The organism is Fervidicoccaceae archaeon (assembly GCA_038878695.1).
GTDB lineage: Archaea > Thermoproteota > Thermoprotei_A > Sulfolobales > Fervidicoccaceae > JAVZVD01.
The window spans coordinates 141,762-165,418 of sequence record JAVZVD010000001.1 but is presented as its reverse complement, the minus strand read 5'-3'; the positions used below and the strand labels follow the sequence as shown (position 1 = coordinate 165,418).

Sequence of the window (23,657 nt, the reverse complement as noted above, 5' to 3'; positions counted from 1 at the left end):
TTCACCTCCTCAGAGCGAGCGGCCCGCTCCTCGACACGTCCAAAAGGACCGCTAGGCTATCCAGCAATTCAACCACGGCATTTAACTCTTCTGGGGCTCCGACGACTTCGGCGATCAGGGTCTCTCCTTCATCGATGAGCACCTTGGCATCGCAGCGCCTCAAGACCTCGACGACCTCGCGCCTCTTACCGTGGACCGCGACCTTCAGGAGCGCCAGTTCTCTGACCACGCTCTCTCCGAGTTCTAGGAGCTCGACCGATAGGACGCTGGGGGTCTTGGCTATGCTCTTGACGAGATGCTCCGCGGTCTCTTCCTCCGCCCTCACTATGAAGACCATCTTGGAAAAGCCCGAGTTCCCGATGGGTGAGACGTTCATAGAGTCTATGTTGATTCCTCTCCTTCTAATGCTAGAGCTCACCCTGTACAGCACGCCGGGCCTGTCCTCGACCACGGCTACTATGGCTTTAGAAGAGGAGTCTCTGCCGTTCATCGATCATCACCTCGCGTAGAGACCTGCCCGGGAAGACCATGGGAAAGACTCTCTCCTCTCTCGAGATGGGCACCTCGATGACGGTGGTGACTTCGTTACCGGCAGCTCTTCTCAGAGCCCTCTCGAGCTCCCCTAAGCTCTCCACCCTCACCCCCTCGGCCCCGAAGGCCTCGGCCAGCTTGACGAAGTCGTGGGACCGCTCAAAGTCCGTCGCAATGAATCTTCTCGCGTAGAATAGATGTTGCCACTGCCTCACCATGCCTAGCGCGTCGTTCTTGAGGACCACCGCTATCACTTGGATGTTCTCGGAGACCGAAGTGGCCAAGGCCTGAGCGGTCATCAGGAAGCTCCCGTCGCCATCTATATCAACCACGATCTTGTCGGGCCTCGCTACTTTAGCTCCAATCGCGGCCGGTAATCCGAAACCCATGGTCCCGAGCCCACCCGACGTGATGAAGGTTCTAGGGTGCTTAGCGGTGAAGTATAGAGCCGCCCACATCTGGTTCTGGCCGACGCCGGTGGTCACAATGAGACGGCCCGGATCGAGCGTCGACTCTATGAGCTTTATCACCGAGGGGGGGTCCAATTCTCCGGAGCTTCTCGTGCTCAGGACCTCGCGGAGACCGCCGAGCCTCGCTCTCCAGGCTTCACTCGCTCCTCTCTTGGCGAGTCTCGAGAGCTCCTTCAAGAGCGCGGAGAGGGCCTCCTTGGCGTCGGCCGTTATTCCCACGTCGACTCGCACGTTCTTATTTATCTCCGAGGAGTCCACATCTATGTGAATCTTGAGGGCCTGCTTAGCGAACTCGTCTAGCTTGCCCGTGCTCCTATCAGAGAATCTAGTCCCAACGGCCAGCAGGACGTCGCACTCGTTCACGGCGACATTGGCGCTCGGTCTCCCGTGCATCCCTATCATGCCGAGGGCCAGCGGATGGTCCTCGGGAAACGCTCCCTTGCCCATGAGAGTCGTGGCGACGGGCGCTCCCAGCATTTCGGCGAGCGCTCTTAGCTCCTCGTGAGCACCCGAGGCCACGACTCCTCCCCCGGCCAATATTAGGGGCCTCTCGGCCTCAGCCAAAGCGGCCGCCGCTCTTCTCACACTCTCTCGGTCGAGCTCTGGCGGGTTAGGGTCATAGCCCGCAAGATATGGTCCGTCGTCGAACTCACTCTCATCGGCTAACTCTCTCTGAACGTCGACAGGGACGTCGACTAGGACCGGGCCCGGTCTCCTCGTAGTCGCCACTTCGGCAGCCGTCTTTATTATCGACGGTATCTCTCTAGCGGCTCGCGCTTGGAATGCGTATTTGGTTATCGGCGTGACCACGCCGACCGTATCGGCCTCTTGGAACGCGTCTCGACCTATGAGGTGCCTCGCGACCTGACCCGTTATCGCTAGAATGGGCGAGCTGTCCATATAGGCCGTGGCCAGACCCGTCACGAGGTTCATGGCTCCTGGACCCGAGGTGGCTATGCAGACTCCGAGGCGCCCGCCCGCTCTGGCGTATCCATCGGCCATGTGTGCCGCCTGTTGCTCGTGGCGAGCGAGCACGTGCCTGATATTGGATTCAAGTAGAGAGTCGTAGAGAGGAAGCACCGCGCCGCCGGGGACCCCGAAGACTACTCTCACCTTGAGCCTCTCGAGAGACTCGACTAGAGCTCTCGCTCCCGAGATCAATTCTCATCGCGCTCCGCCCGGGAGGACGTCTCGCGTCTCGCAGGGTTCGCTAGAAGGAGCTCGAGGCGCTAGCCTCCTCTCCGCCTCGCTACTTCCAATTGGAGGTCCTCCGCCACCCCCCGGGCACCCCTACGCTCTAGGTGCAATGCGAATTTAACGTTTTCGCGCAGCCTCGAGCCCGTCTTCTCGAGAAACGGCTATAAAGCGGAGATGCGGCTCAACTCGCACGCGCCGGATTAAAAAGAAGACTATTTTGTCTCCGCCGAGCTCACGCTTCACGCCCTCATCGAGGCGGGCCGCCTTGGAGATTTGGCGCGACCTCAATCAGCCGATCCTAGCGCTAGTTTACTATTCGATCATGTTGATGCTCGTCGTTCCGCTCGTGAGGCGCTACAGGAGCGTTCACCCTCTCGTCTCGTTTTACATAGGGAGCTACGTGATCTGCCAGTATCTCTCCCCGAAGTACACTTACTTCTTGGGCTTGACCGTACCTGGAGGCAATATCGCCTTCGTAGCAACGGTGGCCCTAATGGACGCCATAGTAATATCGGCGGGCCTCAGCGTGGCCAGGCAGGTCATATTCTCGGGATTCCTTCTCCAGGTTCTCCTGACCGTCTCGAACCTCTCAACGATCAAGACGCCTAGCCCGGAGTGGGTGAGCGAGGAGGCGGTCAACGCCTTCCTGGCCATCTCAGCTAGGGTGGCTGTGGCGAGCCCCGTGGCGTATCTCGCGGCCGAGCTCTTCAACGCCTACGTGACCCACAGATATAGGAGAGTGTGGTGGGCGAGGACCCTCTACAGCGACCCCTTCGCGCTGATAATCGACACGCTCGTATTCACCCCGATAGCCTTCTATGGCGCTCTGCCCAGCGACGTGCTCTTGGATATAATCGTGGGGCTGAGCTCCGTGAAGCTCGCCTTCGTACCTCTGAATCTGCTCGCAGTCTATATCTTCAGGCGCGCGGTCGAGGGAGCGCTTCGCCCTCTCGAGGGTCGATCGCTCGAAGGCAACAAATAGATATAATAACGCGGCATCTATAACAGTGTTAGGAGATAGCAGTGAGCACTAGGGTCCCTCTACCCTACGGCCCCAAAGTGCTGGAGCTCTTCCGGAAGCCGTTGAACGCTGGACCGATGGAGGACGCTGACGTAGTCGCCACGGCCGGGAGCCCGGCATGCGGCGACATGATAAAGCTCTATCTCAAGGTGGATCCTCGGGGAGAGAAGATAGAGCGCGTGACCTTCGAGAGCTACGGGTGCGCCGCGAACATAGCGGCGGCGAGCATATTGACGGAGAAGGTCGCCGGGCGTGGCCTGGAGGAAGCCTGGAGGATCTCGTGGAGGGAAATCTCCAACGAACTGGGCGGGCTGCCCCCGATAAAATATCATTGCAGCATCTTGGCGGTGGGCGCCCTCAAGAGAGCCATTAGGACTTACTTCGAGAGGCGCGCGGGCTCCAGACCGGCGTGGCTCCCCTCCGAGCTGACCCAAGAGGAGAAGCAGGCTCTCGAGGAGGAGCTGATGGAGAGGCTTCTGCGGCGGAGCGCGTCGGCCGAGGGGGAAAAAACTTGACCTCTAGGACGCTGGACCTCAGAAGCGGGGGCAAGAGCTGCACAGATCACCCGGTCTATGCTCTAGCGACTCGGATCCGCGCGAGCAGGGAGGAGGGGGTGGCCGAGCTCACAGTGCTCGTGAATCCCAGCGACCTACCCCTCGAGGTCGTTGAGATGTATCTGAAGAGCGCAGGCTACGCGATGGTGCGGGTCGAACGAGTGGAGGACTGGCTGAGAATCGAGGCTAGGAGAGCTGGGGGAGGAGGTTGAGGTCATGGCCAGCGAGAAGGTTCGAGCGTTACTCGAGGCCCACGGCAGACCGGAGCGCGAGGTGTACTTCGACCTCGAGAACAGCGGCTGGGTCCCGCGAGAAGTAATTGACGCGATGCTCCCCTACTTCAACGAGCGGGGCTACGGCCACCCATCGATAACGCACAGACCGGGCTGGGAGGCGCAAGAGCTGCTGCTCTCGACTAAGGAGCTGATCGCCGAGACCATAGGAGCAGAGTCTTACGAGGCGATAAATTTCACTCACAGCGGGACTGAGGCGAACAACCTGGCGGTGTTGGGCTACCTCTTGGCCAATAGGAAGAGAGGCGGCAGAGTATTGGTGTCCGCGGTTGAGCACCTGAGCGTCATATTCCCCGCGGAGCTGGCTTCGGAGCTTCTTGGGACTAAGGTGGTCCGAGTCCCTGTCGACGGCGAGGGCTTCGTGGATCCCGAGATCCTCAAATACTACGTGAGCAGAGACGTCGCGTTGGTCAGCGTGCAACTCGTCAACCACGAAATAGGCACGATCCAGAGGATCAAAGAACTGGTCGATGTGGTGAAGAGCGCGAACCCCGATGCCGTCTTCCACATGGACGCGGCCGACGCATACGGCAGGCTGTCCATCGATGTAGAGAAGCTTGGAGTAGACATGCTCACGCTCAGCTCGCACAAGATACATGGGCCGCGGGGAGTTGGGGTGCTCTACGCGCGGCCCGGGGTATCCCTAGAGTCTCCGCTCCGCGGGCAGCTCAGTGGAGAGAAGCTCTGGCCCGGCGTCGAGAACGTCCCCCTAGTGGCTGGCTTCAAGCGCGCTATCGAGCTAGCCTTCCGTGATCTCGACGGCAACGCGTCGAAGATGAGGACCCTCAGGGACAAGATGCTGCGCGGGATCCTCGAGACGATCGACGAGACCCTCGTAAACGGTCCCCTCGGAGAGAAGAGAGCTCCGGACAACGTCAACGCGAGCTTCCTCAGAGTAGAGGGCGAGGCGCTCAGCGTAGAGCTCAGCTTAAATGGCGTCTACGTATCGAGCGGGAGCGCCTGCACCAGCAGGATCCTGGAGCCCAGCCACGTCCTGCTGGCCATAGGCAGGAGACACGAGGAAGCGCACGGTAGCCTGCTGATGAAGGTCTCCCGCTATCACGAGGACGAGGACGTAGACTACGCGCTCGACGTCCTGCGGCGGGCCGTCGCGAGACTGAGGAGCATTAGCCCCGCGTAGGTGAGTCGAGGTCGACGGAGACGCTCGACCTGCGTGGCGAGGAATGCCCTGCTCCGCTCGTCAAGGTTGTCAGGAGAGGAGACTCGCTCGAATGGACTACGGCGACGCTCTGAAGGTTCTGACAGACGAGAAAGAATGCGTCTAGCTCATAACAGAGAGTGTGTAGCCTAAGGAGGCCTCGGCTCAGTCGAGGTAAAAAAGAAAGAGGGCTGCTACGAGCTGACCATAACTAAGATAAGGCTCGAACAATAGAAGACAAGTAATAGAGCTGAGAACATGCTCACGCGCTCGTTCTGCGAGCTCTACCTGAAGAGGTGCGCCACCGCCATAAGAGTCGCCGTGGCCAAGGAGCTGATAAACAAATACGGCTACAGCCAGACCGAAGCTGCAAAGCTCGTTGGGATCTCTCAGCCTCTGCTGAACTACGTGCTCAAGGGCAAGAGGAGAATACGCGGTCTGAGCGAGATCGAGAAAAGCAACGAGGCCTCCGAGATCATTAGAAGGGTAGCCGACGCCATTAACTTGGGCAAAGTCGTCGACATGTGCGACGTTTGCATGACCTTCAGGAAAAAATGCGCGCCAATAATGGTCGGCGAGAAGACGCTGTGAGCCCTCACCTCTTGGAGTGCTTCCGGTGGAGGGACCATCGTTGTCGACGAAACCATCCCTGGTGCCGATCCGGGCCCTCAAGTCGCCCGTCGAGGTCCCCCTGAGCCGCGCTCTCCCCATCTACCGCTCCATAGTGGGAACTGGCGTGGTCGATCAGCCCGTGATCGCGGAGAGCTCCTCGATGATAGTCCTGGGCGGCTTCGAAGTCCTGCGCGCTCTGGAGCTATTGGCCGCGGACCTCGCGCCTACGATTGAGGTGGACCTCTCGGACGTGGAGGCCGAGCCCTCGTCGCTCTCGAGGATAGCCAGAGCAGCTCTCCTCGGGCCCAAGCTCGCACCGGAAGAGGTCAATGTGCGTTTTCGCAGAGAGCTCCCGAGGATCTCGCCAGTCGAGCTAGAGAGGCTGAGGCTGCCCGAGGAGCAGAGCCCGCGCCTCAGGCTCAGAGTGTATGAAAGCACGTTGGAGCTCCTTTATCGCGGCTGGCCCACGCCGCTGGTGAGGCTGAGGTCCCTCTCCTCGGGCGAGGTCCAAGCTTGGGCCAAGCTCGAGTGCTACAATCCCTTCAGCAATAGCGTCAAGGACAGGATAGGCTGGTCCATGATGATGAGGGCGCTGAGAGAGGGGACGCTGAGAGGCGCGCTCTACGAGGCCACCTCGACGAATACTGGGATAGCCCTGACGGCGATAGGCAACGTGCTGGGGGCGAGGGTCAAACTCTTCATTCCGCAGACGATCCAGAGAGCCTCCGACGTCTTCCTGAGGGTCCTGGGAGCGGATGTGGTCAGGGTCCCAGTCAACCTGACCATTGAGGCTGTGAGAGAAGTCGAGGAAGTTTCTAAGCGAGACGGCGCGGTCCACTTGAATCAGTTCGAGAACGACGCTAATCTGGAGGTGCATCTCAAGCAAACAGCCAGAGAGCTCGACGAGCAGTTGGCCTCGGTGGGGCTGAGGCCCACTCACGTCATAGGGGGGATAGGCACGTCCGGCCACATGAGCGCTCTGGCGCTTTACTTCAAGAGCAAGTACAGAGACGTGAAGGTCGTGGGGGTGCAGCCCGCGGTTGGCGAGACCATACCGGGGATAAGGAGGAAGGAGACAGGGATGAAGTGGATACACTGGGTCGAGTTCGACGAGATAGTCGACGTAACTCAGGCCGAGGCGATAGAAGGAGCGCTACGCGTCGCGCGGGGCGACGGCCTAATCGTTGGGCTGAGCTCGGGCGCCGTCGTGAAAGCGTTCGAGGAAGTCTCGCGGCGTGATGGACCTGGCGCCTACGTCTTGATCTTCCCCGACTCGGGTTTCAAATACGTCGAATACTTCGAGAGACATTTCACCGCGCGCGAGCGAGCGCCCGCTGGCTTATGTTGAGAACGCTCTCTCGCTTTCGCGCTTCGAGACGTGAATCGCTTGCCCTTCTCTGTCGACTCAAAATTGAACGAGAGTCGAGGCGAGGAGGTCGTAGCTGTGCACGGACTCCTCGGCCCTCACCACAATGTGGGCGCGCCCTCGCCTCGAGCCGGCGAAGCCCTCTTCGATGATCTTGGCCGCTCTCCTGGCCACGTCTTCGGCGAACAGCGCCCTCTCGACGAGACTCTTCACCACCTCGTACTCCTCTACCCTGCTCAAGGAGCCAGCCGGCAGCTTGACGAAGACCCTCGCGAGCATCTCGTAGAGCTCGACGGGGGTAATGGCGAGGAGACCATCTACGAACTCGAGATCCACTGTCAGCCTCGCTCTCTGAGTGTGCGTCGGTGCTTTATTCCTGTCGAGCCCCTCGAAGTAGGCGAAGATCTCCCGAGCCGAGGGACAGGAGGTCAGGCCTTCGAAGGACACGCCGAGGCTCACGACTCTCTCGCCTCGTCGATCAACGATCGCTCCGCCCGAGACGTCGATGGCCTGGTCACCGATTATCAAGCGCGAGCGTAGTCTCACAAGAGCTCTGCTAGAATACTCGTGCAAGTCGAGCAGCCTCTCCGCTGCAAGGAGGGCCTGCTCCTCTAATCGGCGGCAATCCCCCTTCTCGTAGAGTACCTCGCGCAGAGCTCTCGAGGTCCTAGAGGCGTGCAGTCCGCGCACGTGAGCCGGCAGATCGACGTGAGCCTCCGCGAGACCGGGGCTCTCGCTGCAAGAGCCTCTGCTCGACTCGAAGCGCAGCAGCACAGGGTAGCGGCTGAGGCCGACGAGGTTCAGAGCCACGGGGTGCTCGGGACTCTCCGAGTGCACATCCGGAACCGACTTCGAGCTCACCGCGGCTCACACCTCCACGCGGACATAGCCTCCTTCGCCCTCTTGCAGCTCGAGCCGCACTCGAGTCCCCAGTCTTCTGCTAATTTCCTCGGCTAATTCCATGGCTATGTATTCCGTCGTCGCGTGGGGGTACTTGAGAAGCTTGACCTCGCCCCGGTCGAGGCACTCGAGCTTTCGAGCTCCCGACGATGGCAGGAGAACTTTGTGGTCGTATTCTGAGAGCACATCCACCACGACGCGTCTCAAGAAATCGAAATCGAGCACCATACCCGTCTCAGGGTCTATAGGCCTCTCGACCTCGACGGTCACTTTGAAGGTATGTCCGTGTAGATTACCGCACTTGGAACTCGAGCCGGACGTGTAGTGTGCGGCGTCGAACTTTAAGCCTCTCAGTCCGACGGTCGGCATGGAGAGCTCCTCGGCGAGTTAGTTGCGAGAGAAGGTAATTATCTTCGAGGGAGCTCAAGTGGAGGGCGAGAGACTTGGTCGGTGACTCTCGTTTGGGCTCACTTTGCAAGCGCAACGAGGAGATCAAGAGGCTCAAGGCCGAGATCCGCGAGAGCGTCTGGAGAGCGCTCGAGGAGGCTGGCGTGACGGCACCGCCTAGACCAGTTCGCGGGAGGATACCCAACTTCATTGGAGCGGAGAGGGCGGCTCTCGCTCTCCTCTCCACGCCCGAGTGGCAGCGGGCCGAGACGGTGAAGGTCAACCCGGATTCCCCGCAGAAGCACGTCAGACGAGCTACCCTCTTAGAAGGCAAGACTCTGGTCGTTCCCACGCCCAGGCTGCGGGAGGGATTCATTCTACTGGAACCCTCTCGTCTCACGCGTCGAGAGATCGACCGCGCGGCGACAATAGCCGGGTCGTTCAAGTATGGGCGGAGGATCTCGCTCGGCGAGCTGAGATCGCTGGGACGCGTGGACCTCATCGTGGAGGGAAGTGTGGCCGTAAACAAGAGAGGAGAGAGGTTGGGTAAGGGGGAAGGCTACGGCGAGCTCGAATTCGCGGTGCTTCGAGAATTGGAGCTAGTCGATGATTCGACGCCGATAGCCACCACAGTGCACGAAATGCAACTCCTGGAGATCGAGTTACCGCAGGACCCCTGGGACGTTCCCGTAGATATCATAGCCACGAACTCGAGGCTGCTGAGATGCGATAGAGCCGCGATTAGACCTCTCGGAGTGCTCTGGGAATGCGTCGATGACGAGATGAGGGCGAGGATCCCAATTCTCGCAGAGCTAGAGAGGATCTCACCGAGGCGAGCTCGTTAAGCCGCGACATAGCTCGTTTATCTTGGAGAGAGGATCCTTGGCGTTCATGACGGCGCTGGCCACGAGCACTCCGTCGGCTCCCAGCTCGATCGCTCTCCTGCAATCCTCCTCGCTCACTACACCTGCTCCAACTAGTATCGGGAGAGCGAGCTTCAGCTCTCCCCGAATGAGCTCTATAGAGTTCGTCACGACCTCGGGCCTCGCCCTCGACACGGCTATCCCAGTGCCTATGAGCTCGGGCGGCTCGACGGCCACGATGTCGGCTCCGAGCAACGCCATAGCCGCCGCAGCGCGAGGGGTATCTCCACAAGCTACGCTGGTCAACGAGCTGGCTCGGAGGAGCTCTATGACCCTCTGGGACTCGCTCAGCGCGAGCTTACGCTCGCTGTGATTCACGAGGCTGCCTCTGCCGCCGGCCTCGCGCACGGCCTCGACCGTCACGTAGCCTGTGCCCCTGCCTGGCTCCACCGGGTCGACGTGTTGAGCCAGAACGGGAATCTCGACGGAGCTGGCGATTCTGTGAATCATTGTGTAAGGCACGGCCACCATAATCGCCACCCCCCACTCTCTCGAAGCGCGCTCGGCGCCCCGAGCTATGGCGAGCCCGCTCTGACCTAGCCCCGAGGAAAAGGTCTTGTAGTTTAGGATCAATATTGGGTTCCGCGCCGGCAACCCTCGCACCGAATCTAGCTACCAGCTCTAGACGGTCACGCGGCCGGGCGTGCTCTTGCTGCCAGCTTCTTCAGCACCTGAGGTAGAGTAGTATATTCCATCTCCTCGGGCCCGAGCCTGTGAGGCATGAATGGCCCGTGCCTCCTCATGTAATCCGCTATCAATAGGGCCTGTCGACGAGCCTCATCGAATGCCGGGTCGTCGAATAGATCGGCTGGTCCTATCAATTTGCCGTCCTTCACGTTGAAGCCCAGAGCGACGATTCGCGGAGGCCCATCGAATCTAGTGGGTCTGGCGTCTTTCTGAGAGACCGGCATCAGAGGTCCGTGGTGGCTGCCTCGCATCCAGCCCGCCACGAGGTGGGGAAACGCGAAGGGCTCGAGGAGCTCTCCAAGCGCCGGGAAGCCGGCCTGAGCCCTCGCCACGGCTACGGGATCGTCCTTGCCCACGTAGCGCCCGGCTATGAGGCTCAATCTCTCGCTGCTCACGACGGCAGCAATCTCGCCGTCTGCTCTTCTATGGATCCTCTTAACAGTAAACCTGCCCGGAGTCCCTATGAGAGCCAGAATATCGTAGGAGTCCTCGGGCGCGTTGAGCTCGTAGACCTTGTGCTCTATGAGGTCTAGAACCTCGAACTTGAAGCCCTCGTGGAGCTTCGGATCGATGACGAGGCCGGCTGTGTTGAATGGGTCGGCGAAGATCCTATAGAAGGGCAGATTAAAGGCGCCAGGCTCGGTTTTGTCGGCCATGAATACGACCACGGGCTCGCTCGGTCTCTCGACAAACTCCATTTCCGCTACGCCGGGCCCTAAGCCTCGCACGTTCCCGGAGAAGGCGTCGCTGAGTAGGTCCTGACCAGCGCCGTAGAGGCCTAGCTCCTTCGCTACCTTGGTCGCCTCTTGGAACGCCCTCCAGGCCAGGCCGTGGACTTCGCTGTTGTCCACGCCCCTGAAGTGAGTCATTATTAGCTGGAGATCGTCGCCTACGTTCGTCACGTAGAAGTCTTCGATGATGCCCTCCTCCCTTCCCTCGGCGAGAACTCTCGTGGCAGTAGCTAGGAGATCCGGGTGAACGACGTGATGGCCAGCGAGGCTCCCGACATCGGCCTTGATGACGCTCAAGGTGGTCTTTCGACCCAAGAGTCTCGACCTCGGTGGCCTGGGAGAGCGTCTCTGAAAAGCTTAACGGCTCAACGCGTGACGCTAAGGCCTCTCACCGTGGCTTCTCATTGTTCTAGTCGAAGAGCTGGAGCGTCACGGAGCCGTGAGGCGCCTTTGAAAAAGGTGTCGAGGGGACCTCATTCGACTATCGACTTAATTTGACCGTGCAACTTGTTATAAACTCCAGCCGCGCAGAGAAGCTCGAGAAGCGAGATGAGTCCGAAGAAGAGATTATACGGCTATTGCATGGAGGCCTGCGTGGAGTATTCTATGGAAGTCTATCAAGCTAGTGAGCGGGAGGCCCTCCTGTATTGCAGGAGGCTGTGCAGTCCCCTGCTCAGTAAAGCTAGCCTCGTGAAACAGTTGCTCTTTGCCAAGCTAGAGCGAGGACTCAGACCTAGAGCTCGGACCCCAGCGCAAAGACCCTCGTAGGAGCTCTCTCGTGGGACGATAGAAGCAGGAGAAACTCCCCGTGTGACAGGCTGCCCCGCGTTGTCTCACCTTCAATAAGACCGCGTCGCCGTCGCAATCAACGATGAAGTCCACGAGCTCCTGGACATTGCCCGAGGTCTCCCCTTTCATCCACAGCCTCCCTCGTGACGTGCTCCAATAGTGCGCGTAGCCGGAGGTCAGGGTCGCGATCACCGCCTCTCTCGTCATGAAACCTACCATCAGGACGGCGCCGCTCTCGACATCTTGAGCCACGGCCACGACGAAGCCTCCGCGCTTGTAGTCCAGGAGGTCGGCTATCCTCTCCGCCTCCTCTCTGCTGAGCCTTAGGCTCAAGCGTCGTCACCGCAGAGTTCAGCGAAGTTCTCGAGGAGCCTCAGCCCAATTGAGCCGCTCTTCTCGGGGTGGAACTGCGTTCCGTAAATTGAACCTTTCCAGATCACGCTGGGGAACTCAACTCCGCAGTAGCTCGTTGTGGCGGCGACGTGCTCCGGGTCTTCGGCGTGGGCACGATAAGAGTGGGCGAAATAGAACATTTGGCCCGACTCTATCCCTTCGAGAAGAGGGCAATCGCGCCTGACCACCTCGATAGCGCTCCAGCCGATGTGTATCCTCTTGCAGCCTCGAGGCAGGCGAGCTACTCTACCCCTCAGCAGTCCGAGTCCTCGGCCTGGCCCCTCCTCGCTTTCCTCGAAGAGCAGTTGAAGACCTAGGCATATGCCCAGGAGCGACGCTCCCCTCTCGAGAAGCCTCTCCACGAGCCTTACCCCTCCGCGCTCGAGCCAGCGAACTGCCGCAGCGAAGGTGCCCTGGCCCGGTAATACGAGGCAGCTCGAGCTGATCTGAGAGGCGCTCGCCGGGTCTCGAACTATCTCGACAAAGGCCCCCACTCGCTGCAAAGCCAACGCTATAGAGGCAATGTTCCCGACCCCGTAGTCAATGAGAGCGACCCTCTTCATCTCTCACGCCTCCTGCGCTCCAGCTCCGTTAGCACCTCTCTCCAACATACTCCGCGACGAGCTAGTAGAACCGTCATGTGGTAGACGACGTCGGCGGCCTCGTTGATTAGGTCATCGGTGGAGCCCGAAGAGGCGGCGAGCAAGAGCTCGACCCACTCCTCGCCGAGCTTCTTGGCTATACCGTTGAGACCCTGAGCGGCGAGCATGGAAGTATAGGAACCGGGTCTGGGCTCTCTCAGCCTCTCCTCGACCACTTCGCAGAGCTCCAACAAGATCTCCGAGCTCAAGAGCTCCCCACCCTAGCTCTCACGGAGAGAGCGTGGAGTTTCATGCCCTCGGCCTCGGCCAGGGCCTCTAAGAATGGGGCGGCCTCCCGGAGACACTGAGGCGAGGCCTCCTGGAATTGCACGAAGGAGAGGAAATCATAGACGGTGAGAGCCCCCCTGAAGCGCGCCGCCCCGCTCGTGGGGAGGACGTGATTGGCCCCAGTGAGGTAATCGCACAACGCGATCGGCGTGTTGAGTCCTAGAGCCACCGAGCCCGCCTTCTTGATCTTATAAGCGAGGGCCTCGGGCTGCTCAAGCAGCAACTCCACGTGCTCGGGGGCGATCTCGTTGACGAACAGCGCCGCTTCTTCAACGCTCTCCGCGATGAGCACCGCGACACGAGCTCCCGTTAGACCGAGTCTCGAGAGGGAGCTCCTCAACTCCTCGCTCACGCTTCTCGCGAGGCCTTCGTGCAACGCGATCAACGCTGCCAGAGAGCCGGGCCCGTGCTCGAGCTGCGCTAGCATGTCAAGCACCACGAGCTTGGGATCGACAGACTCGTCAGCCACCACCACTATCTCGCTCGGCCCGGCTAGCATTTCCACACCGACTCTGCCATAGAGTTCTCTCTTCGCGGCCGCAACGTAGACGTTGCCCGGCCCAACTATCTTGTCCACGCGCTTCACGGTCTCCGTGCCGAAGGCCAACGCCGCTAGAGCCTGTACTCCTCCTACCCTATACACGCGCTTGACTCCCGCCAGGGCCAGAGCCGCGAGCACGCTCGGATCGACGCTCCCGTCTCTGCGCGGCGGAGTGCAGGCGGCGATCTCGTTGACGCCAGCTACTCTCGCCGGGACCGCTAGCATGAGAGCTGTCGAGGGATAAGGGTGTAGGCCCCCGGGCACGTAGATGCCGACAGAGTCGAGGGGGAGAGCCAGCAATCTCGTGACGCAGCCGGGCGCGGTCTCAACGCATAGCTCGCGGGGAGGTAGCTGCCTCGAGTGGAATCTGCCGAGAGCCTCGACTACACGCTCTAAGGAGCGCAGGAGCCTCGCGTCGACGAGGTCTCGCGCTCTCTCGATCTCGTCCTCGTGGACTAACAGTTGGTGCGGCTCCAGTTTGACCTTATCGAAGAGCTCAGTATATTTTATGAGAGCCTCGTCGCCTCCTCTTCTGACGTCGTCAAGGATCTTCCTCACTTTCTCAGAGACGGATTCGAGGTCCGCGAAGCGTTCAATGAGTAGAGAGCGCTCGCTCGGCGAGAGCTCGGAGATTCTCTTTGGTCCTATCAGAGTCAAAGCCTTACCCTCACCCCCCTCTCTTTCAGGAATCTCTTCACGTCGGCCACGGTATATTCGCCGTAGTGGAAGACCGATGCCGCCAGTACCGCGTCGGCCCCGCCCTTCACGATGGCCTCCAACATGTGCTCGGGCCCCCCGGCTCCACCCGAGGCTATTACCGGGATATCGACCGATTCCACGATCGCTTTGAGGAGCTCGATGTCGTAGCCGACCCTCGTACCATCGGCGTCTATGCTCGTGACGAGGAGCTCGCCCGCCCCGAGGTCGCACATCCTCTTAGCGTGCTCCACGGCGTCTATCCCAGTCGGTCTCCGGCCCCCGTGCGTATAGACCTCCCACGCGCCTTCCGCGGATCTCTTGGCGTCTATGGCGACGACTATGCACTGCGACCCAAAGAGCTCGGAGGCCTCTCTAACCAGCTCGGGCCTCTCGACGGCTGCGGTGTTTATGCTGACTCTATCCGCTCCGGCTAATAGGAGGGCTCTGATATCCTCTAATCGCCTGACCCCTCCTCCGACTATTAGGGGGATCGAGAGGACGTCGCGAGTCCTCTCTACGACGTCTAGCAGCGCGAGCCTCCCCTCTAACGAAGCGCTCACGTCGAGGAGCGCCAACTCATCTGCCCCCTGAGACTCGTAGGTGGCGGCCAGCTCGCTCGGCTCCCCAACAGGTTTCAGATCCCCGAACCTGACCCCCTTGACCACACGCCCGTGGAGTACGTCCAGGCAGGGGATCACGCGCTTAACGGGTTGCACCTCATATCGCCCCCTTGAGCGAGGGCACGACCGAGCCCTCTATTCTGCAAGCCTCTCCGAGAGCTAGGCCTAGCGCTTTGAAGAGGGCCTCGATCTTGTGGTGGTCGTTCTCGCCGTAGAGCACGAGAGCGTGAATCGTCGATCTCGATGACGAAGCGAGAGACCTCACGAAGTGAGACGCGCTCTCGGCGGATAGACCCCCAATGCTTTCACGCGTCAGACGCGTTTCGACGCGCGCGAAGGGCCTGCCCCCCAAGTCGACCGCGGCTAAGGCCAAGGCATCGTCCATGGGAACTACGGCGCTTCCGAATCGCCTTACTCCGCGTCTATCGCTGAGAGCCTCGTCGAGCGCTCGCCCGATAGCTAGGGCTACTTCCTCGACCACGTGGTGATCATCCACGAGCTTCAACTCACTCGCGACGACGCTTAAGTCGAACCTAGCGTAGAAGGCCAGAGTTTCGAGCAAGTGGTCGAGCATAGGGATCCCCGTCTTAACTTCGGCGATCCCCGACCCCTCGAGAGAGACGGAGACCTCCACCGAGACCTCTCTCGTGGTCCTGCCGAGCCGCGCTCTCCTCACGACGTGATCACCTTCTCGGCCACGCGTTTCGCCTCTTGTAATGAGAACTTGCCGGCGTAAAGAGCCATCCCGAGGATCACGCCGGCTACCCCCGCTCTCCCTAGCTCGATCAGGTCCTCGAGGCTGGAGACCCCTCCCGCATAAAATATAGGCGTTGACGCTCTCCGCACCAGGCCGCGAACTAGGTCTAGGCAGGGGCCCCGCAGCGAGCCCTCGACGTCGACACACGTGACGAGGAAAGCGTGCAGCCCGAGCCCGTCCAGTTCATCGATCAGCTCATCGGGGCTCTTGCTGATGTCTCTCCTCCAACCATCGACGGCCAGCTTTCCCCCGCGCACATCGAGCGCTACGATAAGGGACGAGGCGCCAATTTCTTCGACTACCACATCAACGAGGCGACTCGTCGCGGCGCCTGTGCCAAGGACCAAGTAGGCTGCTCCGGCCTCTCGAGCTTTCAGACAGTCCTCGACGCTTCTCAGTCCTCCGCCGTACTGAATCGGTATCCGACTCGCGGCGGCTATGCGTGACACGACGTCGAGGTGGAGGGGCCTCCCTTCGTGGGCTCCATCCAGGTCAACGACGTGTAGTCTCTCGGCTCCAGCCTCGGCCCACCGTAGAGCTAGAGCCACAGGATCGCCCAGCGATAGCCCGGTCCCGGGCTCCCCTCTCACACGCTTCACCGCGATGCCGCGACTTAAGTCGATAGAGGGGATCACGAGCAAGGACCAAGTCCCTCCCAAATGCTATCGCTAAGGTATCACTCTCTCGAGGTGCAGGACCAGGATGTCCCGAGCTCCTCGCTTCTTGGCCTCGAGGATCACTCGGTAAACGCTCTCCATCGGGACCACCGTGTTGACCTCCCACATGGGCTCGGGGGCTTCCACTTTAGCCAGAGTGGGGCCAGCCATCGAGGGCAGCACTGATAGTACTTCTCTGAGCGAGCGCTCGGGCACGTTCATTAAGATCCAGACTTTCTCCTCGGCATCGACGACGCTCTTCAGAGCGAGCCTTAGCTCTTCGATGAGCCCCCTTTTCGTCTCGAGGGCCGAGGAATTCGCTATGAGTCTCGCGCTCGTGTCCATGACCTTGACCAGGGGCTCCAAGCCGTGCAGCCTCAGAGTAGCTCCGCTGGACTCCACGTCGAGGACGGCATCAGCCACGCCCAGAGCGGGCATGACCTCGACGGAGCCCGAGACTTTGACTATCTTAACGCTCTTGCCGACTTCCTCGAAGAAGCGCGAGGCTATTCTCGGGTACTTCGTGGCCACCCTAGTCCCCTCGCGGAAGTCCTCTAGAGAGCGCAGCTCGCTCCACGTGGGCGCCGCCACGACCAGCCTAGCTTTACCGAAGCCCAAGTCGAGGAGCTCCACGACGTCGGCGCCGCTCTCGACTACGTAGTCGTGACCGGTTATCCCGACGTCGGCCGCTCCCGAGGACACTATGGCTGGGACGTCGCTCGGCCTCACGAAGAAGGCCAAGAACCTGGGATCAATCGTGGGAGATATGAGCGATCTGTTGTTAGCGTGCTGAACCGCCAGACCCGCTCGCGCCAGGAGCGCCAGCGTGGGGCGCCTCAGCCTCCCGCGGCTGGGCAGAGCCACTTTCAGCTGCTCCACGGCCAATCACCTCAACGTTGAGCTCTCAGCACCTCCTCGAGCGCGTCCAGCAGCAGCGCGTTATCGATGGGCCTACCAATGGTCACACGCGCGTGATAAATCGTGAGGCCCTCGACGCCGGAGAGGTCGCGCACGGCCACGCCTCTCTCCAGGAGAGAAGAGGCGAGCTCGCTCGCTGAGATCGAGGTCCTCTCCGTGCTGATCAAGAGGAAATTGGCCAGGCTAGGATAGACCCTGAGACCCAACTCTCTCAGCCTAGAGCCGAGCTTCTCCCTCTCTCTGGTCGTCACCAGCGTTACCCACCTCACGTAGGGGAGGTCTCTCAGGGCAGCCAGCGCCGCTCGAGCGGCTGGGAGGCTCACGTCGTAGGGCAGCTTAATTCTCCTCATTGCGTTCGCCGTCTCCTCGGCCGCTACGACGTAGCCGACCCGCAGACCAGCTAGACCGAAGGCCTTCGAGAAAGTCCTCAGGACAACAAGGTTCGGATAGTGGCGCACGAGCTCGACGAAAGTAACGCCGCTATATTCGTAGTAAGCTTCGTCGAGCACCACGAGACCCTCGAAGGACAAGAGCTCCTCGAGCTCCCTCGAGTCGATCAGTAGATTGCCCGTGGGATTGTTGGGGTTAGCCAAGAAGAGGACCTTGGACTCTTTGAGCCTGCTCGAGACGGCTTGCAGGTCTAGCTCGAACCTCTCTCGAGTCAAAGGCACTTTCTCTACTCTAGCGCCTCGCGTGAGCGCTACTCGCTCGTACATCGAGAATGTCGGCGGAGTCACCACGACCCTATCGCCGGGCCCAACAAAACACTTCGAGAAGAGGTCTAAGGCGCAGTCGGAGCCGCAGGTGAGGACGACGTTCTCGGGGCTCACCCCGCAGTACCTAGCGACGGCCTCTTCGAGCTCCTCGAAGTCCTCGCGAGCCGGGTATAAGTGAGCAGAAGTTAGAGCCGACACAATCTCCTCTAAGACTAGGGGGGAAGGGCCGAAGAGGTTCTCGTTCCTATCAAGTCTCGCCAGGACAGCTCGGGGGGGAGGGGTGTAACTCTCGAGCGAAGGAGTCGATGGATAAAAGACCCCTCCTCTCAGGCGTGTTGGCGCATGGAGCGCACCACTCGCTTTCGCTGAGGCTCGGCTTTTTAAAGTTTCGGTGATTCGCGCTCCGCGGTCCTAGGTCACGCCTCGGCGCTGCTTCGTGATCGATGCATACCGAGGTCCTCTTGTCGCTCGACTAAGAGCTCTGGCATGTGCCTCCTGACGAGCTCTAACATGAGCGACTCGGGCGCGCTCAAGGCTCCTGAGCCCTCGAAGTAGCTCACGAGCTCCGCGTGGATCCTCTGCACGGCCGGATGGTCTTTGCTCACCTTCTTGCTTCCGTCCAACTTGAAGAAATTATTTATCCAGAAGGCCACGCCGGCCGCTCCCGAGTATGGCGTTATCTCCACCCCTGGCTCCACTCCGAGCAGCAGTTTAGTATCGAAGGGCAGGTAAATCCTGACATCCTTGAGCGTGCCGTCTATGTGGATCCCCGCTCGAGTCACGAAGAAGTTCCTGCCTAAGAGGGGCTGCAGGTCCGGCACGCGGTGCCCGAGCTCTCTCTCGAAGTACTCGGCGACCTCACGCAGAACCCGAGGGTTCATCCCATCGAACGAGCCCTTGAGCGAGGCGTGCGCGAACACCATGGCCTCGAGCGGCACGTTCCCCGCCCTCTCTCCTATGCCGAGGAGCGTGGTGTTGTTCAGCGCCGCTCCGTAGAGCCACGCCGCGACCGCGTTGGCTACCCCCAAGTAGAAGTCGTTGTGACCGTGGAACTCGAGGTTCTCGCTAGGCACGCCACAAACGTGCCTGAGAACCCACATTATCTTAGGCACACTGCGGGGCAGAGAAGCCTCGGGCCAGGGCAGACCCACGCCCAGCGTGTCGGGAACTCTGACGCGCACCGCTACGCCGTATTTCTCGGAGAGCCTCAGGACTCTCCTAACGAAGGGGACGACCACCTCGAAGATGTTGGCTCTAGTGCAGTCCTCGAGGTGCACTCTCATCGTTATGCCCCTCTTGAGCCCCTCCTCCAACACGGTCAGGTACTTCTCGATGGCACGTCTTCTGCCAGCCTCTCTCAGCTTCAGGAAGATGTGATAGTCGCTGATCGAGGCGAGCATGCCGGTCTCACTCAGCCCGAGCTCGGCCAACCTCCTCAGCTCCTCGAGGCTAGCTCTGATCCAGCCGGTCACCATGGGATACTCGTAGCCTAATTCGCGCACTCTCCTCAGGGCCTCTCTATCTCTCGAGGTATAGGTGAAGAATTCTGTGAACAGAATCTTACCCTGAGGCCCCCCAATGGCGTGTAGGAATTCGTAGAGCCTCGTGATCTGCTCGACGGTGAAGGGCTTACGCGCCTGCTGCCCGTCTCTGAACGTAGTGTCGGTTATCCACAGCCGCTCCGGCAGCTCCATCGGGACGCGAACTCCGTCGAAGACTGCGAGCGGAGGATCTGGCCAGGGGAAGAGATCCTCGAAGAGCTCGGGGGCCTCTACTTCCACTACGTCGTAATCGGGGAAATCTATGGACTCTCTGCGCGCGAAGCGCAGGAACTCCTCGCGGGCTTTCCTGGCTCGAATTTCCCCGGCTCCGGCAATAAAGGGCACCCCAACAATCGACCATCTTGCGTCCCCTCTCGCACTATTAAACTTTCCGTCGCGAGCGGCGCGAGCATCGACGAGGGAGCCGCCGGGAGCGCGCAGAAGGCTATAACACTAATTAGTCCCTCGACGGCGCATGAGCGGAGGAGGTCTCCTCTGTGGGTTCCGGGCAGACGCTGGCCGAGAAGATTCTCTCGCTCAACGTCGGGAGAAGAGTATCGCCCGGCGACTTAGTGGTAGCTCGCGTCGACACGGCGATGGCGCACGACGGCACAGCGCCTCTCGCGATAAAGTCGTTCGAGTCAATGGGAGCCGAGAAGGTGTGGGACGGCTCGCGGATCGTGTTCGTTATAGATCACGTGGCCCCCAGCTCTAACGAGGGCACTTCGCGCCTCCATAAGATCATGAGGGAATTTGCTGCGAGGCACGGTATCAGGCTCTACGACGTGGGAGAGGGCATATGCCATCAGGTCCTCGTGGAGAGAGGGCACGTTTATCCGGGTGCCGTCGTAATAGGAGCGGACTCGCACACCTGCACCCACGGGGCCTTCGCCGCTTTCGGCACGGGCGTGGGGTCGACGGAGCTAGCAGCGGTCATGGCCTCGGGGAGGATCTGGCTGAGAGTCCCCGAGTCGCTCAAAGTAGTCGTTGTTGGCGAGTTGAAGCCCAACGTGACCTCTAAAGACGTCGCTCTCTACGTGGTGAGTGAGGTGGGAGCCGACGGAGCAACTTACATGGCCGTGGAGTATGGCGGCGAGACCGTTGAGAAAATGTCCGTGGACAGTCGCATGACATTGACTAACATGGCCGTCGAGATGGGGGCGAAGACCGGCCTCATGCCCTCCGATGAGAAGACGCTAAGCTTCCTCGCCGGCAGAGTGAGCGCCCCTCTTTCAAAGCTCGCCTCAGACCCGGACGCGGAGTACGCGGACGAGCTCGTCGTAGAGGCCGACAGGCTCGAGCCCCTCGTGGCCGTTCCCCACGAGGTGGACAACGTGAGGTCCGTGACTGAGGTCGAGGGCACTCCCGTTGACCAAGTCTTCATAGGCTCTTGCACTAATGGAAGGCTCGAGGATCTCAGACAGGTTGCCAAGGTTCTAAAAGGGAGGCGCGTCAAGGTTAGGACCATCGTTATGCCAGCTTCGCGCGAGGTCTATCTCAAAGCGCTGGAGGAGGGGGTGATAAGAGTGCTCCTCGAGAGCGGCTGCGCGGTGGGAGTGCCCGGCTGCGGCCCTTGCGTTGGCGGCCACCACGGGATACCCGCACCAGGCGAGACCGTCGTAGCGACGATCAATAGAAACTTCAAGGGGCGGATGGGCTCCGCCGAAGCCAAGATATACTTGGCCTCTCCCATAGTGGCGGCGCACGCGGCTCTGCATGGAGCTATAAAATACCCGGAGGAGGGCACGTCGTGATAGTACGCGGGAGAGCGTGGAAATTCGGCGATAACATCTCGACAGACCTGATAATACCGGGCAAGTACAAATTCAGCACGTTAGATTTCGCGGAGCTGGCCAAACACGCCATGGAGGGGGCAGACCCCGCATTCGCTCGGAAAGTCCGACCTGGTGATGTCGTGGTGGCGGGAAAGAACTTCGGCTGCGGCTCGAGTCGCGAGCACGCGCCTCTGGTGCTGAAGCACGCTGGAGTGGGGGCCGTCGTGGCGAAATCCTTCGCGAGAATATTCTTCAGGAACTCTGTGAACGTGGGCCTCCCCGTAGTGATATCTCCCGAGGCTTATGACGTGATCGACGAAGGCGACGTGGTCAGTCTGAGTCTGCGCGAGGGAGTATTGGTTGACGAGACGAAGAACGTTGAGATAAGGTTCAAGCCTCTCCCCGACTTTCTCCTCGAGATCCTAAGCGAGGGAGGACTCGTCGAGTATTATAAAAAGCACCGCCGCTTCCCGTGGGAGTGAAGACCGGGTTCCGAGCCAACGAAATATTTTCCTCAACTCCCGAAACCTGAGCACGGATGAAGAGAGTCATGCCAAGCGAGGCCTGAGAGGCCCATGAGCGCTACCTCCTGGGGTAGCGGACGCAGATCGTCGCGAATTCTCGAGTTGGCTCGAGAGGGTCCTCTGCTCCAAGTAGCGCTCGACTTGACGGATAGAGCTAGGGCTCTGAGCCTCGCTCGAGCTCTCGCGAATTTGGAAGGAGTAATCATAGAGCTCGGGACCCCTCTCATCAAGGCGCACGGGGTGAGGATCGCGATCGAGCTCAGAAACGAGTCTCCTGAGACCATTCTTCTGGCTGACACCAAGACCTCCGACGCGGGGGCTCTCGAGGCGAGACTCGCCTTCGAGAGCGGTGCTGATGTAATGACCGTGCTTGGAGCCGCCGGCGACGCAACCGTGGCCGAGGCCGTTAGAGTAGCCGGCGAGCTCGGGGGGCTCGTTGAGGTTGACCTGATAAACGTGAGGGACCCCATTGGGAGGGCGGTCGAGGCGCTCGAGCTCGGCGCTCACATAGTCGGGTTACACGTGGGAGTCGACGAGCAACGCGCTCGAGGAGCCAGAGTGATCGATTTCATAGACTTGGTCCGCGAGCTGAAAGCCAGGGTGGGAGAACGAGCTCTGGTCTCGGTGGCCGGTGGGGTCAGACTGAGCGACGCCGAGAAGCTCGCGAGAGCCGGAGCCGATATAGTGGTGATGGGCTCGACCATAGTCGGGGCGAGCGATCCGCTCGAGGTGACGAGAGAGGCCTTGAACTTGCTTCGGGCGGTAGAGCGTCGGCGCTCTACTTAGGCGCTTTTACGCGCGCTTCAACAAAGGGGAAATCCGTTATCTTGCCTCGAGCCCTCCTACCTCGGGCCTCGATCTCTACCTCGAGCCCGATCAAAGCATGCGAGGCCCTCGCATAGCCCATAGCTATCGGCCTACCGAGGACCGGGGAGTAGCCTCCGCTCGTGACGACCCCCACCGTCTCGCTCTCCACGAGGATTCTGCTACCGCGCCTCGGAACCAGTTTCTCGCCCCTCCCGAGCTTCACGCCGACCCTGACGCGCTCGGCCCCTCGCCTCAATCTCTCGAGTAGAGCGTCGCAGCCGATGCATTCTCCTCGCCTCACTTTGCCCAGCTCGAAGACGGCCCAATATCTGGCCTCGACGGGAGAAATCGACTCGTCTATGTCCTGCTCGTAGAGCACGTAACCCATCTCGAGCCGAAGCGTGTCTCTCGAGGCTATACCGCAGGGCCTCGCTCCGGCTCTTCTCAGCTCCTCAAATAGTCCTCGAGCAGTCGAGCACTTAAGCACGAATTCGAACCCGTCTTCCCCAGTCCAGCCGCTCCTACTGGTTACAAGCGTCTCGAAGCCCCCCACGGAGCGCCCGACCTCAAAAGTCAACCTCTTCAACTGAGAGAGGCCATCGCTTAGCCTCTCCGCGATCTCAGCAGAGGAGGGCCCTTGGAGAGCCAGCAAGCAGTAATTGCCGTTGAGGACCTCCACATTCACGTCGAGAGAGCGAGAGCGAGCGTTGGACACGAGCCACTCTCGGTCCTTCTCGAGATTGATCGCGTTGCCAACCACCAGGAAGTCCCCGGGCCCCAGCTCATAGATCATCACGTCGTCCTTAATGCCTCCCCCCTCGTTCAGGAAAGCCGTGGGTCCCACTATAACTCCCTCGGCCCCTCGCTCGAGAGACCTCGGCACGAGGAGCTCGAGAAGCTCCTCAGCTCCGGGTCCTCGAGCGCGGATCAAGGTCATATGGCTGAGATCAAAGACTCCCGCCGAGGTCCGAACCGCCATGTGCTCCTCGAAGACGCTGCCGTAGTCCATAGGAACGACGAAGCCGGCGAATTCACCCGGAGTAGCGCCAAGCCTCTCGTGTAGGTCGAGGAGCGGAACGGGCCTCGCTATCGCGCCCCCACGCTCCGCCGTCAAGAGCAGAGCTCACATTTCCGCGCCCCTCCTTTTAAACGCATCGTGGG

Annotated in this window: 27 protein-coding genes; 10 read left to right on the top strand and 17 right to left on the bottom strand. The window is 60.5% G+C overall.

Annotation, left to right across the window (positions count from 1 at the left end; genetic code table 11):
- Position 1: 1 nt before the first annotated feature.
- On the bottom strand, positions 2-490 hold the full coding sequence (ilvN, locus tag QXU97_00955; protein MEM4035181.1) for an acetolactate synthase small subunit: 489 nt from the start codon (positions 488-490) through the stop codon (positions 2-4).
- A complete protein-coding gene (ilvB, locus tag QXU97_00950) occupies positions 465-2,162 on the bottom strand; it encodes a biosynthetic-type acetolactate synthase large subunit (GenBank protein ID MEM4035180.1) in 1,698 nt (565 codons plus the stop codon). The genes ilvN and ilvB overlap by 26 nt, the downstream gene beginning before the upstream one ends.
- Before the next feature lie 301 nt (positions 2,163-2,463).
- Between ilvB and QXU97_00945 the strand changes: the two genes are divergently transcribed.
- From QXU97_00945 to QXU97_00920, 6 genes are all read left to right on the top strand, one after another.
- A complete protein-coding gene (locus tag QXU97_00945; protein ID MEM4035179.1) occupies positions 2,464-3,180 on the top strand; it encodes a queuosine precursor transporter in 717 nt (238 codons plus the stop codon).
- Between the two features lie 41 nt (positions 3,181-3,221).
- On the top strand, positions 3,222-3,734 hold the full coding sequence (locus QXU97_00940) for an iron-sulfur cluster assembly scaffold protein (GenBank protein ID MEM4035178.1): 513 nt from the start codon (positions 3,222-3,224) through the stop codon (positions 3,732-3,734).
- The gene (locus QXU97_00935) at positions 3,731-3,985 is read left to right on the top strand and encodes a hypothetical protein (protein ID MEM4035177.1); all 255 of its coding nucleotides are present in this window, start codon (positions 3,731-3,733) and stop codon (positions 3,983-3,985) included. The genes QXU97_00940 and QXU97_00935 overlap by 4 nt, the downstream gene beginning before the upstream one ends.
- A 4-nt stretch (positions 3,986-3,989) precedes the next feature.
- Positions 3,990-5,207 (top strand): cysteine desulfurase family protein, encoded by a 1,218-nt coding sequence (locus tag QXU97_00930; protein MEM4035176.1) that lies wholly within the window; start codon positions 3,990-3,992, stop codon positions 5,205-5,207.
- 276 nt (positions 5,208-5,483) lie between these two features.
- Complete coding sequence (locus QXU97_00925) at positions 5,484-5,816, top strand: helix-turn-helix domain-containing protein (protein MEM4035175.1); 333 nt, start codon at positions 5,484-5,486, stop codon at positions 5,814-5,816.
- 40 nt (positions 5,817-5,856) lie between these two features.
- Entirely contained in the window at positions 5,857-7,185 is a 1,329-nt protein-coding gene (locus QXU97_00920) for a pyridoxal-phosphate dependent enzyme (protein ID MEM4035174.1), read from the top strand.
- Positions 7,186-7,242: 57 nt separating this feature from the next.
- On the opposite strand, the gene QXU97_00915 is transcribed toward QXU97_00920, so the two are convergent.
- The gene (locus tag QXU97_00915; GenBank protein ID MEM4035173.1) at positions 7,243-8,064 is read right to left on the bottom strand and encodes a GTP cyclohydrolase, FolE2/MptA family; all 822 of its coding nucleotides are present in this window, start codon (positions 8,062-8,064) and stop codon (positions 7,243-7,245) included.
- 6 nt (positions 8,065-8,070) lie between these two features.
- Positions 8,071-8,472 carry a 6-carboxytetrahydropterin synthase gene (locus tag QXU97_00910; GenBank protein ID MEM4035172.1) on the bottom strand — a complete coding sequence of 134 codons (402 nt, stop codon included), beginning with the start codon at positions 8,470-8,472 and terminating at the stop codon, positions 8,071-8,073.
- A gap of 74 nt (positions 8,473-8,546) precedes the next feature.
- Here QXU97_00910 and QXU97_00905 point away from each other — a divergent pair, with 74 nt between their 5' ends.
- Entirely contained in the window at positions 8,547-9,335 is a 789-nt protein-coding gene (locus QXU97_00905; protein MEM4035171.1) for a 5-formyltetrahydrofolate cyclo-ligase, read from the top strand.
- On the opposite strand, the gene tpiA is transcribed toward QXU97_00905, so the two are convergent.
- From tpiA to QXU97_00845, 12 genes are all read right to left on the bottom strand, one after another.
- Positions 9,315-10,016 (bottom strand): triose-phosphate isomerase, encoded by a 702-nt coding sequence (gene tpiA, locus QXU97_00900; GenBank protein MEM4035170.1) that lies wholly within the window; start codon positions 10,014-10,016, stop codon positions 9,315-9,317. The two genes, QXU97_00905 and tpiA, sit on opposite strands and share 21 nt — an antisense overlap.
- Before the next feature lie 26 nt (positions 10,017-10,042).
- A complete protein-coding gene (gene fbp, locus QXU97_00895) occupies positions 10,043-11,146 on the bottom strand; it encodes a fructose-1,6-bisphosphate aldolase/phosphatase (protein ID MEM4035169.1) in 1,104 nt (367 codons plus the stop codon).
- Positions 11,147-11,545: 399 nt separating this feature from the next.
- Positions 11,546-11,953: a phosphoribosyl-AMP cyclohydrolase gene (gene hisI, locus QXU97_00890; protein MEM4035168.1), complete on the bottom strand. Its 408-nt coding sequence runs from the start codon at positions 11,951-11,953 to the stop codon at positions 11,546-11,548.
- Complete coding sequence (gene hisH, locus QXU97_00885) at positions 11,950-12,576, bottom strand: imidazole glycerol phosphate synthase subunit HisH (GenBank protein ID MEM4035167.1); 627 nt, start codon at positions 12,574-12,576, stop codon at positions 11,950-11,952. Before hisH ends, hisI begins: the two co-directional genes overlap by 4 nt.
- Positions 12,573-12,863, bottom strand: coding sequence for a phosphoribosyl-ATP diphosphatase (hisE, locus tag QXU97_00880; protein ID MEM4035166.1), 291 nt, complete (start codon positions 12,861-12,863; stop codon positions 12,573-12,575). Before hisE ends, hisH begins: the two co-directional genes overlap by 4 nt.
- Positions 12,860-14,140: a histidinol dehydrogenase gene (gene hisD / locus QXU97_00875; protein ID MEM4035165.1), complete on the bottom strand. Its 1,281-nt coding sequence runs from the start codon at positions 14,138-14,140 to the stop codon at positions 12,860-12,862. Before hisD ends, hisE begins: the two co-directional genes overlap by 4 nt.
- A complete protein-coding gene (gene hisF, locus QXU97_00870) occupies positions 14,137-14,898 on the bottom strand; it encodes an imidazole glycerol phosphate synthase subunit HisF (GenBank protein MEM4035164.1) in 762 nt (253 codons plus the stop codon). Before hisF ends, hisD begins: the two co-directional genes overlap by 4 nt.
- Position 14,899: 1 nt before the next feature.
- Positions 14,900-15,478 (bottom strand): imidazoleglycerol-phosphate dehydratase, encoded by a 579-nt coding sequence (locus QXU97_00865; GenBank protein ID MEM4035163.1) that lies wholly within the window; start codon positions 15,476-15,478, stop codon positions 14,900-14,902.
- Positions 15,475-16,194, bottom strand: coding sequence for a 1-(5-phosphoribosyl)-5-[(5-phosphoribosylamino)methylideneamino] imidazole-4-carboxamide isomerase (locus QXU97_00860; protein ID MEM4035162.1), 720 nt, complete (start codon positions 16,192-16,194; stop codon positions 15,475-15,477). The genes QXU97_00865 and QXU97_00860 overlap by 4 nt, the downstream gene beginning before the upstream one ends.
- 33 nt (positions 16,195-16,227) lie before the next feature.
- Positions 16,228-17,094: an ATP phosphoribosyltransferase gene (gene hisG / locus QXU97_00855; protein MEM4035161.1), complete on the bottom strand. Its 867-nt coding sequence runs from the start codon at positions 17,092-17,094 to the stop codon at positions 16,228-16,230.
- A gap of 11 nt (positions 17,095-17,105) precedes the next feature.
- Positions 17,106-18,179 (bottom strand): histidinol-phosphate transaminase, encoded by a 1,074-nt coding sequence (gene hisC / locus QXU97_00850; protein ID MEM4035160.1) that lies wholly within the window; start codon positions 18,177-18,179, stop codon positions 17,106-17,108.
- 86 nt (positions 18,180-18,265) lie between these two features.
- Positions 18,266-19,735 carry a hypothetical protein gene (locus tag QXU97_00845; protein ID MEM4035159.1) on the bottom strand — a complete coding sequence of 490 codons (1,470 nt, stop codon included), beginning with the start codon at positions 19,733-19,735 and terminating at the stop codon, positions 18,266-18,268.
- Between the two features lie 152 nt (positions 19,736-19,887).
- Between QXU97_00845 and QXU97_00840 the strand changes: the two genes are divergently transcribed.
- From QXU97_00840 to QXU97_00830, 3 genes are all read left to right on the top strand, one after another.
- Positions 19,888-21,144 (top strand): 3-isopropylmalate dehydratase large subunit, encoded by a 1,257-nt coding sequence (locus tag QXU97_00840; GenBank protein MEM4035158.1) that lies wholly within the window; start codon positions 19,888-19,890, stop codon positions 21,142-21,144.
- The gene (locus tag QXU97_00835; protein ID MEM4035157.1) at positions 21,141-21,647 is read left to right on the top strand and encodes a 3-isopropylmalate dehydratase small subunit; all 507 of its coding nucleotides are present in this window, start codon (positions 21,141-21,143) and stop codon (positions 21,645-21,647) included. Before QXU97_00840 ends, QXU97_00835 begins: the two co-directional genes overlap by 4 nt.
- A 144-nt stretch (positions 21,648-21,791) precedes the next feature.
- Complete coding sequence (locus QXU97_00830) at positions 21,792-22,475, top strand: orotidine 5'-phosphate decarboxylase / HUMPS family protein (protein MEM4035156.1); 684 nt, start codon at positions 21,792-21,794, stop codon at positions 22,473-22,475.
- Here QXU97_00830 and gcvT read toward each other — a convergent pair.
- The gene (gene gcvT / locus QXU97_00825; GenBank protein ID MEM4035155.1) at positions 22,468-23,610 is read right to left on the bottom strand and encodes a glycine cleavage system aminomethyltransferase GcvT; all 1,143 of its coding nucleotides are present in this window, start codon (positions 23,608-23,610) and stop codon (positions 22,468-22,470) included. The genes QXU97_00830 and gcvT overlap by 8 nt on opposite strands.
- Positions 23,611-23,657: the final 47 nt, after the last annotated feature.

What these genes read in the sequence shown, in the direction of transcription:
- ilvN (MEM4035181.1), bottom strand. Translation starts at nt 490, where the DNA reads ATGAACGGCAGAGACTCCTCTTCTAAAGCCATAGTAGCCGTGGTCGAG.
- QXU97_00930 (MEM4035176.1), top strand. Translation starts at nt 3,990, where the DNA reads ATGGCCAGCGAGAAGGTTCGAGCGTTACTCGAGGCCCACGGCAGACCG.
- QXU97_00925 (MEM4035175.1), top strand. Translation starts at nt 5,484, where the DNA reads ATGCTCACGCGCTCGTTCTGCGAGCTCTACCTGAAGAGGTGCGCCACC.
- QXU97_00910 (MEM4035172.1), bottom strand. Translation starts at nt 8,472, where the DNA reads ATGCCGACCGTCGGACTGAGAGGCTTAAAGTTCGACGCCGCACACTAC.
- hisH (MEM4035167.1), bottom strand. Translation starts at nt 12,576, where the DNA reads ATGAAGAGGGTCGCTCTCATTGACTACGGGGTCGGGAACATTGCCTCT.